This window comes from Allobosea sp. 05T438, from assembly GCF_056396025.1.
The window spans coordinates 822,211-835,544 of record NZ_JBFTKQ010000002.1 but is presented as its reverse complement, the minus strand read 5'-3'; the positions used below and the strand labels follow the sequence as shown (position 1 = coordinate 835,544).

General features: G+C 65.8%; 14 protein-coding genes. 5 read left to right on the top strand and 9 right to left on the bottom strand.

Going from position 1 to position 13,334, the window contains the following annotated elements; genetic code table 11:
- The first annotated feature begins 10 nt into the window (after positions 1-10).
- From AC1DIN_RS07775 to AC1DIN_RS07765, 3 genes are all read left to right on the top strand, one after another.
- The gene (locus tag AC1DIN_RS07775; protein ID WP_441471462.1) at positions 11-415 is read left to right on the top strand and encodes an arsenate-mycothiol transferase ArsC; all 405 of its coding nucleotides are present in this window, start codon (positions 11-13) and stop codon (positions 413-415) included.
- A gap of 134 nt (positions 416-549) precedes the next feature.
- On the top strand, positions 550-966 hold the full coding sequence (locus AC1DIN_RS07770) for a hypothetical protein (RefSeq protein ID WP_476809283.1): 417 nt from the start codon (positions 550-552) through the stop codon (positions 964-966).
- Positions 963-2,420 carry a methyl-accepting chemotaxis protein gene (locus tag AC1DIN_RS07765; RefSeq protein WP_476809282.1) on the top strand — a complete coding sequence of 486 codons (1,458 nt, stop codon included), beginning with the start codon at positions 963-965 and terminating at the stop codon, positions 2,418-2,420. The genes AC1DIN_RS07770 and AC1DIN_RS07765 overlap by 4 nt, the downstream gene beginning before the upstream one ends.
- Positions 2,421-2,520: 100 nt before the next feature.
- Here AC1DIN_RS07765 and AC1DIN_RS07760 read toward each other — a convergent pair whose 3' ends face one another.
- The 8 genes from AC1DIN_RS07760 to AC1DIN_RS07725 form a co-directional block, all read right to left on the bottom strand.
- Positions 2,521-3,738: a phosphopentomutase gene (locus AC1DIN_RS07760; protein WP_476809281.1), complete on the bottom strand. Its 1,218-nt coding sequence runs from the start codon at positions 3,736-3,738 to the stop codon at positions 2,521-2,523.
- Positions 3,739-3,740: 2 nt separating this feature from the next.
- Positions 3,741-5,372, bottom strand: coding sequence for an ABC transporter ATP-binding protein (locus AC1DIN_RS07755; RefSeq protein ID WP_476809280.1), 1,632 nt, complete (start codon positions 5,370-5,372; stop codon positions 3,741-3,743).
- Positions 5,369-5,899, bottom strand: coding sequence for a type II toxin-antitoxin system VapC family toxin (locus tag AC1DIN_RS07750; protein WP_476809279.1), 531 nt, complete (start codon positions 5,897-5,899; stop codon positions 5,369-5,371). Before AC1DIN_RS07750 ends, AC1DIN_RS07755 begins: the two co-directional genes overlap by 4 nt.
- Positions 5,896-6,135: a hypothetical protein gene (locus AC1DIN_RS07745; protein ID WP_476809278.1), complete on the bottom strand. Its 240-nt coding sequence runs from the start codon at positions 6,133-6,135 to the stop codon at positions 5,896-5,898. The genes AC1DIN_RS07750 and AC1DIN_RS07745 overlap by 4 nt, the downstream gene beginning before the upstream one ends.
- A 35-nt stretch (positions 6,136-6,170) precedes the next feature.
- Positions 6,171-7,343 (bottom strand): ABC transporter permease, encoded by a 1,173-nt coding sequence (locus tag AC1DIN_RS07740; RefSeq protein ID WP_476809277.1) that lies wholly within the window; start codon positions 7,341-7,343, stop codon positions 6,171-6,173.
- 2 nt (positions 7,344-7,345) lie between these two features.
- The gene (locus AC1DIN_RS07735) at positions 7,346-8,431 is read right to left on the bottom strand and encodes a microcin C ABC transporter permease YejB (RefSeq protein WP_476809276.1); all 1,086 of its coding nucleotides are present in this window, start codon (positions 8,429-8,431) and stop codon (positions 7,346-7,348) included.
- A gap of 7 nt (positions 8,432-8,438) precedes the next feature.
- Positions 8,439-10,307 (bottom strand): extracellular solute-binding protein, encoded by a 1,869-nt coding sequence (locus AC1DIN_RS07730; protein ID WP_476809275.1) that lies wholly within the window; start codon positions 10,305-10,307, stop codon positions 8,439-8,441.
- Between the two features lie 196 nt (positions 10,308-10,503).
- Entirely contained in the window at positions 10,504-11,046 is a 543-nt protein-coding gene (locus AC1DIN_RS07725) for a c-type cytochrome (protein WP_476809274.1), read from the bottom strand.
- A 203-nt stretch (positions 11,047-11,249) separates the two neighbouring features.
- On the opposite strand from AC1DIN_RS07725, the gene AC1DIN_RS07720 reads away from it, so the two are divergent.
- Both AC1DIN_RS07720 and AC1DIN_RS07715 read left to right on the top strand, forming a co-directional pair.
- Positions 11,250-11,984: a 3-deoxy-manno-octulosonate cytidylyltransferase gene (locus AC1DIN_RS07720; RefSeq protein ID WP_476809273.1), complete on the top strand. Its 735-nt coding sequence runs from the start codon at positions 11,250-11,252 to the stop codon at positions 11,982-11,984.
- Positions 11,985-12,066: 82 nt separating this feature from the next.
- Positions 12,067-12,921 carry a prephenate dehydratase gene (locus AC1DIN_RS07715; RefSeq protein WP_441471452.1) on the top strand — a complete coding sequence of 285 codons (855 nt, stop codon included), beginning with the start codon at positions 12,067-12,069 and terminating at the stop codon, positions 12,919-12,921.
- A 39-nt stretch (positions 12,922-12,960) separates the two neighbouring features.
- Here the strand turns inward: AC1DIN_RS07715 and AC1DIN_RS07710 are convergent, their stop codons facing one another.
- Positions 12,961-13,188 carry a helix-turn-helix domain-containing protein gene (locus tag AC1DIN_RS07710; RefSeq protein WP_441471451.1) on the bottom strand — a complete coding sequence of 76 codons (228 nt, stop codon included), beginning with the start codon at positions 13,186-13,188 and terminating at the stop codon, positions 12,961-12,963.
- Positions 13,189-13,334: the final 146 nt, after the last annotated feature.

Here is a 13,334-nt window from a genome sequence, read left to right as displayed (position 1 = left end):
CGTGCTTTTCATGTGTGCGATGAACGCCGTGCGCTCGCCGATGGCCGAGGCGCTGGCCAAGCACTTCTTCGGCAAGTCGATCTATGTCCAGTCGGCCGGTGCCCGCAAAGGCGAGCCCGATGGTTTCGCGCTCGCAGTCCTCGACGAGATCGGCATCGATCTGAGCCGGCACAAGCCGAAATCGGTCGAGGAGCTGGAGGAATGGGAAGGCCTCAACTTCGATCTGATCATCTCGCTCTCACCCGAGGCGCATCACAAGGCGCTGGAGCTCACCCGCACCCACGCTGCCGAGGTCGAATACTGGCCGACCGTCGATCCGACGGTGTTCCAGGTCTCGCGCGAGCAGAAGCTCGATGCCTATCGCGAAGTCCGCGACACGCTGATCAAGCGGATCAAGCAGCGCCTGCAGCGCTGAAGGCGCCTGCCGCTCCGGCGCAGCCTGTGCCGTTGACCCGGCTGTCCGCCTGACCGAGTTCCATGTCGAGGTGCCGCCGTGCATTGAGCCTGCACGCGGATGACGCGCTTAAGTGAAATTTTACGCGGAGCGGCTTGGGTGTCGGCGAGCGGCCATCGTCCCACCGGTTCCTGCCTATGCCTTCAATCCCCGTCTTGGAGCCTTGCGCGGCGCGCGAGGAGAGGCTGTCGTTTTCCGATGGCCTCCTGGTTGCTTGCCTTTGCCTGATCGTCAGCTTCGGAGCCATGGCAAGCCTGCCGCGCGCGCCGGACGGCAGCGTGCCGGCAGCGATCGTCTTCCCGCCCTGGGTGGGCGCGGCCGAAGCCATTTCCCTTAGCCTTGCAACCGGTCATCGCGTGCTGCGCAGCGGGCGATTGCCTTCTATCGTCGTGGTCGCGCCTGCAGGCCCGGCAAACGCGGCGGCGCTGCCGCATGGCGCCTGGTTCTCCCTGGTCCTGACCGGTCTCGCCGGCTGCCTCGATGCGGCCGCGGCGGTGGAAGCCTCGCGATGATCTGGTCACTCCCCGCCGTTCGCCGCAGGGTGGCGCAGGTCCTGCTCGCGCTTGGGCTCCTGCATGTGCCGCTGCTGGCGCTGGTCTTTCGGGCTCATGGCGATAACGGGTTCGTGCCGGTCACCATCGCGGCGCTGTCAGCCTTGCTGGCGTTGGCGTCCTACCGCCTGAACGGGCCGGCGATCGTGACCCAGCTCGTCATCGCGACGATGCTGATCGGGCAGGTCTCGATCCTGGTCTTCAGCTTTGCCGGCCATCTCTGGCAGCCGGACATGCACATGTACTATTTCGCGATCCTGGCGCTGCTCGCAGGGTTCTGCGACTGGCGGCCGATCGTGCTGGGCGCCTTGCTGACGGCGCTGCATCATCTCGTCCTGCAATATGCGCTGCCGGCCGCCGTGTTCTATCAGGGCGGCAGCTTGCTCAGKGTTCTGCTGCATGCGGTGATCGTCATCATCGAAACCGCCTTCCTCGCCGTGTTCGCTGTGATCCTGCAGCGCATGTTCACGATGAACGAGGCCAATCTCGCGCGGGCCGAGGCTGTGGCCGAGCGCGAGCGCGTCGCAGGCGAGAAGGAACGCAATCTGGCAGAGGAGCTGGGTCGCCGGGCCGCAAAGTTGCGCGATGTCGTATCCGGTTTTCATGTCCAGATGGTGCAGGCCATGGCTGTGCTCGATCAGTCCGCCATGACGATGAAGGCGGAGGCTGGCGCCTTGACGATCACCTCCGATCAGGTGCGCCGCCAGACGGCCCTGGTCTCGGCCTCGGCGGCGGGTACGATGGAGAGCATCGAGCATCTCTCGGCGGCGAGCACGGAACTCGTCGCCTCGATCGGCGAGATCGGCCGCAACGCCGGCCATTCCGCCGATGGTGCGAAATCGGCCGCGTCACTGGCGCGCCACGCCAGCGACGAGATCGAGAACCTCGCCCATAGCAGCGAGAATGTCGGCGCCGTGGTCGAGATCATTCGCGGCATCGCGGCACAGACCAGCATGCTAGCGCTCAACGCCACGATCGAGGCGGCGCGCGCCGGCGAGATGGGGCGCGGTTTCGCAGTCGTCGCGAGCGAGGTGAAGACGCTCTCGGCCCAGACCGCCAAGGCGACGGACGAGGTCTCGCACCAGATCGGCGCGATGCAGCAGGCGTCACAGCGTTCGCTCAAGGCGATCCGCGAGATCGTCGAGGCAATCGGCGAGGTCGACAGTGTCGCCGACGCAATCGCGCGGTCCGTCGGCGAGCAAGGTCGGGCAACCGCCGAGATCGCACATCAGGTTCGCCTGTCCTTCGAGGGGGCGCAACGGAGCGCCGACGTCGCCGGTGGCTTCGAGGTCATGACGCAGCAGACCCATGGCGCAGCGCAACAGCTTCAGGGCGCTGCGAATGCGCTGGCTCAGCAGGCGCAGGAAATCCGCCGCGAGGTTGCGAGCTTCTGCAACCGGGTCGCGGCCACCTAGAGTATCGGACCGAAAGGTGGAAGCCAGCTTTCGGAAAAATCCGATGCCGAGACTAAGCGATCGATCGCTACTTCGCGTCGGCTAGGACGCGTGGCGTAAGCTACCAGTGGCGGCCGGGGCCGACCGGCCCGATGCCGAGGAAGATGCCGAGGCTCGCCGCGATGTCGGCGAAGCTTTCGCGCCGGCCGAGCGGCACGGGGGCAATTCCGGGGCCGAAGGCGAGGATCGGCACATGCTCGCGGGTATGGTCGGTGCCGCGCCAGCTCGGATCGTTGCCGTGATCGGCGGTGATGACGGCGATGTCGCCCGGCCTCAGTGCCGCTTCGATATGGGGCACAAGCCGGTCGAAGGCCTCCAGCGCCGCCGCGTAGCCCGGAATGTCGCGCCGATGGCCGTATTCGGTGTCGAAATCGACGAGGTTCACGAAGCAGAAGCCGCCGTCGTGCAGTCCCTCCCAGGCTTCGAGCATCGCCTCGACCATGGCGGCATTGCCGAAGGGCTTGATCTCGGTGCCGGTGGCGCGATGGGCGAAGATGTCGCCGATCTTGCCGACGGTGACGACCGTGCGTCCCTGCGCCGCCAGCCGGTCGAGGATCGTCTCGTCCGGCGGCGGGATGGCGAAGTCCTTGCGGTTGCCGGTGCGGGTAAAGCCCTCCTCCGGCGAGCCGACGAAGGGCCGCGCGATGACGCGGCCGATCCGCAGCGGATCGACGAGGCCGCGCACCGTCTTGCAGAGCGCATAGAGCCGATCGAGCCCGAAATGCTCTTCATGCGCGGCGATCTGGAGAACGGAATCGACCGAGGTGTAGCAGATCGGCTTGCCCGTCCGGATATGTTCCGCCCCGAGCTCCTCGATGATCACCGTGCCTGAGGCGTGCTTATTGCCGAGGATGCCGGGCAGGGCGCCTTCCTTGACGATGCCGGCGATCAGCTCCGGCGGAAAGGAGTTCTCAAGGTCGGTGAAATAGCCCCATTGGAACGGCACAGGGCAACCGGCGATCTCCCAATGGCCGGACGGCGTATCCTTGCCTTGGCTGACCTCGACGCCATAGCCCCAGCGCCCCTCCGGCCGCGCGGGCTTCGCGATGCCGGCGAGCGGCCGGCCGGTCGAAATCTCGCAGGCATGGGCGAGGCCAAGTCTCGCGAGGTTCGGCAGCTGTAGCGGCCCGCTGCGCACACCCTCGCGGTCACCGCGGCCTGCCGCGCAGGCCTCGGCGATGTGGCCGAGTGTGTCCGAACCCGCATCGCCATAGGCAGCCGCATCCGCGGCGGCGCCGCAGCCGACCGAATCCAGCACCATCAGGAGAGCGCGGGCCATGCTCAGTCCCTCACCGCTGTGGCGTTGGCGGTTTCGAGATTGAGCGCGGCCGCCAGCAGCGCCTGGGTATAGGCCTCGCGCGGCCGGGCGAAGATCGCCTCCGCCGGGCCTTCCTCGACCACCTTGCCGTTCTGCATCACCACCACCCGATGCGAGAGCGCCCGTACGACCTTGAGATCGTGGCTGATGAAGAGATAGCCCAGTTTGCGCCTGGTTTGCAGGCCGCGCAGCAATTCGACGATCTGCGCTTGCACGGACATGTCGAGTGCCGATGTGGGCTCGTCGAGCACCACGAATTTCGGATCGAGCGCCATCGCCCGTGCGATGGCAATGCGCTGGCGCTGGCCGCCTGAGAATTCGTGCGGATAGCGGTCCATCGCCGCCGGATCGAGCCCGACATCGGCGAGCGCCTGCGCCACGATCTCGCGGCGGCGCTGATAGGTGAGGTCGGGCTGCTGGATGGCGAGCCCTTCCGCCACGATCTCCGCCACGGACATGCGCGGCGAGAGCGAGCCGTAGGGGTCCTGGAAGACGACCTGGAGGTTCTTGCGCTTCGGCCGGACCTGCTTGCTGGAGAGTCCGTCGATGCGGTCGCCGAGGAAGACGATCGGCCCCTCAGAGGCGATCAGCCGGAGGATCGCCAGCCCGAGCGTGGTCTTGCCCGAGCCGGATTCCCCGACGATACCCAGCGTCTCACCCTCGCGGACCTTCACCGAGATGCCGTCGACGGCCTTCACATGCCCGGTGACGCGGCGCATCAGGCCGGACTTGATCGGGAACCAGACCTTGACCGGCCCGGCTTCGAGCAGCGTCGCAGCATCAGTCGGAACAGGGGAGGGTCGGCCCTTCGGCTCGGCGGCGAGCAGCCGCTTGGTATAGTCGTGCTGCGGATTGGCGAAGATCTCGCTGACCGGCCCCTGCTCGACGATCTTGCCCTTCAGCATCACGCAGACGCGGTCGGCGATGCGGTGGACAATGCCGAGGTCATGGGTGATGAACAGCATCGCCATGCCGAGCCGGGCCTGAAGCTCCTTGAGCAGCTTCAGGATCTGGGCCTGCACGGTGACGTCGAGGGCCGTGGTCGGCTCGTCGGCTATCAGCAGTTCCGGCTCATTGGCGAGCGCCATCGCGATCATCACGCGCTGGCGCTGGCCGCCCGAGAGCTGGTGCGGATAGGCATCGAGCCGGCTCGCGGCCTCGCGGATGCCGACGAGTTCCAGCAGCTCCAGCGTGCGGGCGCGCGCCTTCTCGCCGCGCAAGCCCTTGTGCAGTTCGAGGATCTCGCCGATCTGCCGCTCGATGCTGTGCAGCGGGTTGAGCGAGGTCATCGGCTCCTGGAACACCATTGTGATGTCGTTGCCGCGGACCTTGCGCATCGCGTCCTCGTCGGCGGCGATCAGGTCCTGCCCGTTGAACAGCACCTTGCCCGAGGGGTGATGCGCCGCCGGATAGTTCAGCAGCTTCAGGATCGACAGCGCCGAGACCGACTTGCCGGAGCCGGATTCCCCGACCAGCGCCAGCGTCTCGCCCTTGGCGATGGAGAAGGAGACATGATCGACCGCGAGCGTCTCCCGCCCGCCCTGGCGGAAGGCGACGGAGAGGTCTTCGACGGAGAGGAGCGGTGCTGAGGTCAAACGTCGAACTGCCGTGTCAGTGTCTCTATTGCGGCGGCTTCGAGTGGGACAAAGCTGAACTTGCCGCTGGCCGTTTGCCATGCTGGGTCTCGTTCAATCCCTTTTATCAGGCGCTGATCGCCGCTGATGAAATGAGTGCAGCTGGATTCGTAGGCGGTAGCCGCGTGGATCGCATCGGGAGACCGCAAGGATTTGACGCGTGCTCGCATGAGGGCGGCTCTGGTCAAGACCGATCTGGAGACGGAGAGGGTACGAATGAGGCGGCTGTTATCTGTCAGATTGGCCAGATACCAATCATGGTGGTCTCGGCTGAACGGAGCGCCTTCTTGCCAAGGCGTGATGTCCATCAAGCCGCGGATGGGTTCGACAAGGACTTCGGCGAGTGTCAGTTCGCTTGTGAGGAGACGTGTCGGATTGCCCGCTGTCACCTCCAGCAAGGAGCCCAGCGCCGACGATTCAGTCGTGCGCTTCTCAAGCAATTCAATGATCGCGCAGGCGTCGAGATACACGAGCTTGGGTTGCGTCACCGATCCCACTCGTCGCGTAGCTTGCTGATGCGCTCGACAGAGTCGGATGGAGTGATCGGCAGCCGTGCTCTGTAAGCCTTGAGCTCCTCGATCGCCTGCCGGACCGACGGATCGGTTTGGCGGGACGCGGCCTCCGGCTCGATCACGACGGTCACCGTCCGGGCAAGGCCCAACTCACCCCGGAGATCCTCGGGCAGCCGCTCGACGGGATAGCGCTCGCGCACGATCTTGTTCATCGCCTCTCTCCTCGCCACCGATATTATCACATTCGTCATGCGAAGGTCTTCCGCGGGTCGAAGGCGTCGCGCACGGCTTCGCCGATGAAGATCAGCAGCGACAGCATCAGCGCGATCACCATGAAGCCTGAGAGGCCGAGCCAGGGCGCCTGGAGGTTCGCCTTGCCTTGCGCCAGCAGCTCGCCCAGCGAAGGCGAGCCCGGCGGCAGGCCGAAGCCCAGGAAGTCGAGCGAGGTCAGCGTGGTGATCGAGCCGTTCAGGATGAAGGGCAGGAAGGTGAGTGTCGCCACCATCGCGTTCGGCAGCAGGTGCCGGATCATGATCGTGCGGTTGGAGAGACCCAGCGCGCGCGCCGCCCGCACATATTCGAAGTTGCGCGCCCGCAGGAACTCGGCGCGCACCACGCCGACGAGGGCCACCCAGGAAAACAGCAGGAGGATGCCGAGCAGCACGAAGAAGCTCGGTGTGATGATCGCGGCGACGATGATCAGCAGGTAGAGCGCCGGGATCGAGGTCCAGATCTCGATCAGGCGCTGGACGATCAGGTCGGTCCAGCCGCCGAAATAACCCTGGATGGCGCCGGCCGCGATGCCGATCACCGAGGAGAAGGCGCAGAGGATCAGCCCGAACAGCACGGAGATGCGGAAGCCGTAGATCAGCCGCGCAACCACGTCGCGCCCCTGATCGTCGGTGCCGAGCCAGTTCCATTCGAGGTCGCGGCAGGTCGATCCGCCGGTGCGCTCGGCGATCGGCTTGCACTGCGCGTCGCTGAGCATCCAGGTCGGCGGCGCCGGGGCTGGCACCGGCAGGTCGAGATTATGCGTGCGGTAGCTGTAGCGGATTGGCGGCCAGATCGCGAAGCCGTTGGCGGCGATCTCCTTGGCGATGACCGGGTCGCGGTAGTCGGTGGTCGCGAGGAAGCCGCCGAACTTCTCTTCGGGATAGTTCACCGCGATGGGGAACAGCCACTCGTCCTTGTAGCGCACGACGAGGGGGCGGTCGTTGGCGATGAACTCGGCGACGAGCGAGAGCAGGAACAGGGCGAGGAAGAGCCAGAGAGACCACCAGCCCCGCTTGTTCGCCTTGAAGTTGTTGAGCCGGCGCCGGTTGATCGGCGAGAGCTTGAGCCAGCCCTGCTTCGCCTCGGCCGGCGCGAGCAGAATGTCGCTGCGCAGGGCCGACGGCGGGGCGTCGATCAGCGTGTCCATGCTCACGCCTCCCGGCTCTCGAAATCGATGCGGGGATCGACCCAGCTATAGGTCAGGTCGGTGATCAGATGCACGACGAGGCCGATCAGCGAGAAGATGTAGAGATTGGCGAAGACGACGGGATAGTCGCGGTTGACGATCGCCTCGAAAGACAGCAGCCCAAGCCCGTCGAGCGAGAAGATCGTCTCGATCAGGAGCGCGCCGGCGAAAAGCGCATGCACGAAGGCGCCGGGGAAGCCGGCGATCACGATCAGCATCGCATTGCGGAAGACATGGCCGTAGAGCACGCCGCGCTCGCTGAGACCCTTCATCCGTGCGGTCAACACGTATTGCTTCCGGATCTCGTCGAGGAAGGAGTTCTTGGTCAGAAGCGTCGAGGTGGCGAAGGCTCCGAGCGCCATCGCCAGGACCGGCAGCGTGATGTGCCAGAGATAGTCCATCACCTTCCCGAAGAGGCTGAGTTCCCCCCAGTTGTCCGAGGTGAGGCCCCTGAGCGGGAAGATCTGCCAGAACGAGCCGCCGGCGAAGAGCACGATCAGCAGGATCGCGAAGAGGAAGCTCGGGATGGCGTAGCCGACGATGACGACGGCACTCGTCCAGGTGTCGAAGCGCGAGCCCTCCTTCACCGCTTTGCGGATGCCGAGCGGGATCGAGATCGCGTAGGACAGCAGCGTCATCCACAGGCCGAGCGTGATCGAGACCGGCAGCTTCTCCTTGATGAGCTGCAGCACCGGCGCGTCGCGGAAATAGCTGCGGCCGAAATCGAAGCGGGCGTAGTCGCCGAGCATCTTCAGGAAGCGCTCATGCGCCGGCTTGTCGAAGCCGAACTGCTTTTCCAGCTCCTTGATGAAGGCGGGGTCTAGCCCCTGCGCTCCGCGATAGGCTGATGCCTCGCCATGCGCCCCGGCATCGCCCATCTGGCCGCCGCCGACGCGATCGGCTGCGCCGCTGTTGGGATTCTGGAGCTGAGAGATCACGCGCTCGACCGGCCCGCCCGGCGCGAACTGCACGATGACGAAGGAGACGAGCAAGATGCCGAACAGCGTCGGTACCATCAGCGCGAGGCGCCGGGCGATGTAGCTCAGCATGCCCCGGTCACGCCTTTCCGATCCGTTTGGCCTTTTCGGCGTCGTACCACCAGATCGCAGGTGCGCCGGAGGAGTATTTCGGCTTGGTCGCCGGCCGGTCGTACATGTCCCAATAGGCTAGCCATTCCTCGTCGTTCCACCACATCGGGATCCAGTAGCGCCCGGCGCGCAGTAGCCGGTCGAGGCATTTCGCGGCGACGACGACCTCGGCATAGCTCTTGGCCTGGCCGATCTTCTCGATCATCGCATCGATGGCGGGATCGCTGATGCCGGCGGCATTGCGCGAGCCCTTGGTCCTGGCTGCTTCCGAGCCATAGATGATGCTGAGCGTATCGCTCGGGATCGCGCCGCCCGACATCGCACGGCTGATGATGTCGAAATCGAACTCGTCGAGGCGGCGCTGATACTGCGCGGGGTCGACGAGGCGCGAGGTGGCGTTGATGCCGAGGCGCTTGAGATTGGCCTGGAAGGGCTGCGTATGCGGCTGCAGGGCCGGGCTGGAATCGAGAAACTCGATCTCGAAGGGCTGGCCGTTCGGCAGCTTCAGAACATTGCCGTCGCGCCTGCAGCCGGCGGCGCGCAGCATCTCGTCGGCCTTGCGCAGCAGGGCGCGATCGCTGCCCGAGCCATCCGAGACCGGCGGCAGGAAGGGCTCGCCGAAGACCTCGTCCGGCACCTTGCCGCGCCAGGGCTCGAGCAGCGCCAGCTCCTCCGCCGAAGGCTTGCCGACTGCCTTGGAGTCCGAGTTCTCGAAATAGGACGTCATGCGCTCATATGAGCCGAACATGATGGTCTTGCGCGTCCATTCGAAGTCGAAGGCAAGTCCGAGCGCCTCGCGGATGCGCGGGTCGGCGAATTTCTCGCGCCGGGTGTTGTAGATCCAGCCCTGCGAGCCGACAGGCTCTGTCTTCGGCAGGGCTTCCTTCTTGACCTTGCCCTCGTGGACGGCAGGGAAGTCGTAGCCCGTCGCCCAGATGCGCGAGGTGAACTCCTCCTGGAACGTGATCACGCCGCTCTTGAAGGCCTCGAAGGCGACCTGCCGGTCGCGGAAATACTCCCAGCGTACCCGATCGAAATTGTTGGTGCCGATATTGACCGGCAGGTCCTTGGCCCAGTAGTCCGGCACGCGCTCGAACTCGATGAAGCGGCCCTGCTCGAGACGTCCGACCTTGTAGGGGCCGGAACCCAGCGGGGGCTCCAGGGTCGAGGCGGTGAAGTCCCGCGTCGACCAGTACTTTTCCGAGAAGACCGGCAATCCGGCGACGACGAGATGGAGGTCGCGCCCGCGCTTCGGCGATAGCTTCACGACCAAGAGGTCGTCGCCCTCGGCTTCCGACGAGACGAGTTCGTTGAGCAGGAGCCGGTAGGAGGGATGGCCCTTCGCCTTCAGGATGTTCATCGAGAAGGCGGCGTCGCGGGCGGTGACGCGCGAGCCGTCGTGGAAGCGTGCCTCCGGCCGCAGGCGAAAGCGATAGGTCAGCTTGTCGGCGGAGGCGGTGACGCTCTTCGCCAGCAGCCCGTAGAGCGAGCCCGGCTCGTCGCCGGAGCCGGCCATCAACGTGTCGAAGCAGGCATCCATGCCGGCGGCGCCGTCACCCTGCAGGACGAAGGTGTTGAGCGTATTGAAGGTGTCGAAGCTCTGGTTGCCGCCGCCGCGCTTGATCTGGACGGTAAGCAGGCCGCCCTTCGGCGCCTTGGGGTTCACATAGGCGAAATGCGGGAAATCCGGCGGCAGGGCGAGTTCGCCGAAGGTCGACAGTCCGTGCGATTCGACATCCTGCGCCAGCGCCGCTCCGGGAAGACCGGGCAGGGCGCCCGCCACCGCGGCAGTGCCTGCGGCTTCCAGCAATCTGCGGCGTGTGATGCGCATCGCCATCGTTTCGCGTCTCCGTCTGATTCGCCGCTTTTCTATCTCGCCTGCGCGGCGGGTTACGGCAATGGCCGGCGAGACCTGGCGGGGTCGGCAAGCGGCGATTGTGCGGGCAAGCCGAAGGCGGGAGCAAGGCGGTACCAAACAAAAAAGCCGGGCAAAGGCCCGGCTTTCTGAAGCAAATGGTCGCAGCTTCGGCCGATCAGGGCTTCGGCAGCGGCTGGGGCGCATCCGCCAGCGAATTCAGATAGGCGACGACGTCGGCGCGGGTCTCGGGCTTGCTGATGCCGGCGAAGGCCATCGCGGTGCCCGGCACATAGGCCTTCGGGTTCTTCAGGAAGTGGTCGAGCGCGTCGGCGTCCCAGGTCTTGTCGTTGCGGCCCTTCATCGCGGCCGAGTAGCCGAAGCCGTCGACAGAGCCCTCGTTGCGACCATAAACGCCGAACAGATGCGGGCCGACCTTGTTGGCGCCGCCCTTCTCGAAGGTGTGGCAGGCCTTGCAGGCGCCGGTGGCCTTCTCGCCCTTGGCGGGGTCGGCCTTGGCGAGGCGCACGCTGATCGGCTCTTCAGCAGCGGCTGCAGGGGCGCCACCGCCGGCAGCGGCCGGCTCTTCGCTCGGCAGGTCGAAGCCCGGAACGGCAGGCTTCTTCGGCGCGAAGACGATGCCCGCCGCCATGTTGAGGCTCATCACGACAAGCAGCGTGGAGAGAACCGCGCCGGCGATCTTGTTGGCTTCGATATTCATCGTATCCGAACCTTGGTGCCCTCCGCGGCCGAGGCCCGGGAGACGAGATAGCGCATAGCCGGAGTCTCGAAAGCCTCCAGCCTCCGCCGTTGCTTAACCGCTTTGCGCGCTTCATTGCAACTCGTATAAGCACGCACCGCTTTGAGACCTTTTGACGCCGCCCGCCGCACCCAACCGCATCCCTGCCGAGCCCGCCCGGAAACATGTCGAATCCGCTGATCCTGATCCCCGCCCGCATGCAGGCGACCCGCCTTCCAGGCAAGCCGCTCGCCGACATCAACGGCGAGCCGATGATCGTTCATGTCTGGCGCCGGGCTGTCGAATCCGGGGCCGGAGACGTCGCGGTGGCGACGGATGCGCCGGAAATCGCCGCCGCCATCGAGGCCGCTGGCGGCCGGGCGGTGATGACCAGCGTCAACCACCAGACCGGCTCGGACCGCATCAAGGAAGCCGCGGACATCCTCGATCCGCAGCGGCATTACGACATCATCGTCAATGTGCAGGGCGATTTCCCGACGCTGGAACCCTCGGCCATCGCCGCGGCGGTGAAGCCGCTCGCCGATCCGGCTGTGGATATCGCGACGCTTGCAGGCGTGATTACCGACGAAGAAGAGAAGATCGCGCCGAGCGTCGTGAAGCTTGTCGGGAGCGAGATCGCGCCCGGCCATATGCGTGCGCTCTATTTTACGCGCGCGGCGGCACCGGCGGGCGAGGGGCCGCTCTATCACCATGTCGGCCTCTACGCTTATCGCCGTGCCGCGCTCGATCGCTTCGTCAGCCTGCCGCAGTCGCCGCTGGAGCTGCGTGAGAAGCTGGAGCAGCTGCGCGCGCTCGAAGACGGCATGCGCATCGACGTCATGGTCATCGACCATGTGCCGCGTGGCGTCGACACGCCCCCCGATCTCGATCGCGCCCGCGCGATCCTGAAGTCCCGCTAAGCAGCTCCGAACGCAAAGCGGCATGGCGGCTTTGCGTTCGGAGCTGCGTTAAAGCAAGAAGCTGAGGAGCCTGAGAATCCCCATGTCCTTCGTCGTGTCCTACCAGGGTGAGCCCGGCGCTTTCTCTTCGCAGGCGGCTCTCCAGGTGTTTCCGGACTGCGAGCTGCTGCCCTGCCCCACCTTCGAGGATGCGCTCGCCGCCGTCAGCGACGGCAAGGCGCGCTACGGCATGATCCCGATCGACAACTCGATCGCCGGCCGCGTCGCCGACATCCACCATCTGCTGCCGCGCTCGGGCCTACACATCATCGGCGAGCATTTCCTGCCGATCCGCTTCCACCTGATGGGTGTCGCGGGCGCGACGCTGGCGACGGTGAAGACCGTGCAGAGCCACATCCATGCGCTCGGCCAGTGCCGCAAGATCATCCGCAAGCTCGGCCTCAAGGCCGAGGTTGCGGCCGATACGGCCGGCTCCGCCCGGCAGGTCGCCGAGGCCGGCGACGTGACCCGCGCGGCGATTGCCCCGCGTATCGCGGCGGATGTCTACGGCCTCAACATCCTGATGGAGGACATCGAGGACGAGAAGCACAACACCACGCGCTTCGTCGTGCTCTCGAAATATCCGGAATATGCCCGCCAGGGTGGGGCCAAGACCGTCACGACACTGATGTTCCGCGTCCGCAACATCCCGGCGGCGCTCTACAAGGCGATGGGCGGCTTCGCCACCAACGGCATCAACATGACCAAGCTGGAAAGCTACATGGTCGACGGCCTGTTCTCGGCGACGATGTTCTATGCCGATGTCGAGGGCCATCCCGATGATCCGGCGCTCCGGCGCGCGCTCGACGAGCTCTCCTACTTCTCCAAGGAGATGAAGATCATGGGCGTCTATCCCGCGAGCGAGTTCCGCTCCACCATCGAGGAGCCGGCGGAGTAGGATAGGCCGCCCCGTGAGCGCCCCATCCTCTGCGGGCGCTCACGTCACCGGGCTCTGCAGCGGCTCGGGCACGTCGTATCCCTCTGCGGTATAACTGTTGATCTTGTTGCGCAGAGTGCGGATGGCGATGCCAAGCAGATTGGCGGCATGCGTGCGGTTGCCACCGGTTTCCCGCAGCGTGGCGAGAATCAGGTCGCGTTCGACGTCGGCGACAGGCAGGCCGACGAGTTGCTCCACGATGGCCTGTTCGGGATCGAGGTCGTGCATGGTCGCGGTCCTTTCCGAGCCCCCGGAAGCCCCATCGACCCTGCAAGGGGACGCCCTCGATGGTTAAGGAGTGGTAAAGACGAGGCATGCCGGAACCGTCGTCGGCCGCCGCCGCGCGCCGCTTCGCTTGCGGCGACAGGCGTCAA

Excerpts from the sequence above, each read along its gene's own strand:
- AC1DIN_RS07745 (WP_476809278.1), bottom strand. The coding sequence starts at position 6,135 with ATGAACAAGATCGTGCGCGAGCGCTATCCCGTCGAGCGGCTGCCCGAG.
- AC1DIN_RS07725 (WP_476809274.1), bottom strand. The coding sequence starts at position 11,046 with ATGAATATCGAAGCCAACAAGATCGCCGGCGCGGTTCTCTCCACGCTG.
- AC1DIN_RS07730 (WP_476809275.1), bottom strand. The coding sequence starts at position 10,307 with ATGGCGATGCGCATCACACGCCGCAGATTGCTGGAAGCCGCAGGCACT.
- AC1DIN_RS07740 (WP_476809277.1), bottom strand. The coding sequence starts at position 7,343 with ATGGACACGCTGATCGACGCCCCGCCGTCGGCCCTGCGCAGCGACATT.
- AC1DIN_RS07720 (WP_476809273.1), top strand. The coding sequence starts at position 11,250 with ATGTCGAATCCGCTGATCCTGATCCCCGCCCGCATGCAGGCGACCCGC.
- AC1DIN_RS07710 (WP_441471451.1), bottom strand. The coding sequence starts at position 13,188 with ATGCACGACCTCGATCCCGAACAGGCCATCGTGGAGCAACTCGTCGGC.
- AC1DIN_RS07735 (WP_476809276.1), bottom strand. The coding sequence starts at position 8,431 with ATGCTGAGCTACATCGCCCGGCGCCTCGCGCTGATGGTACCGACGCTG.
- AC1DIN_RS07715 (WP_441471452.1), top strand. The coding sequence starts at position 12,067 with ATGTCCTTCGTCGTGTCCTACCAGGGTGAGCCCGGCGCTTTCTCTTCG.
- AC1DIN_RS07760 (WP_476809281.1), bottom strand. The coding sequence starts at position 3,738 with ATGGCCCGCGCTCTCCTGATGGTGCTGGATTCGGTCGGCTGCGGCGCC.
- AC1DIN_RS07775 (WP_441471462.1), top strand. The coding sequence starts at position 11 with ATGTGTGCGATGAACGCCGTGCGCTCGCCGATGGCCGAGGCGCTGGCC.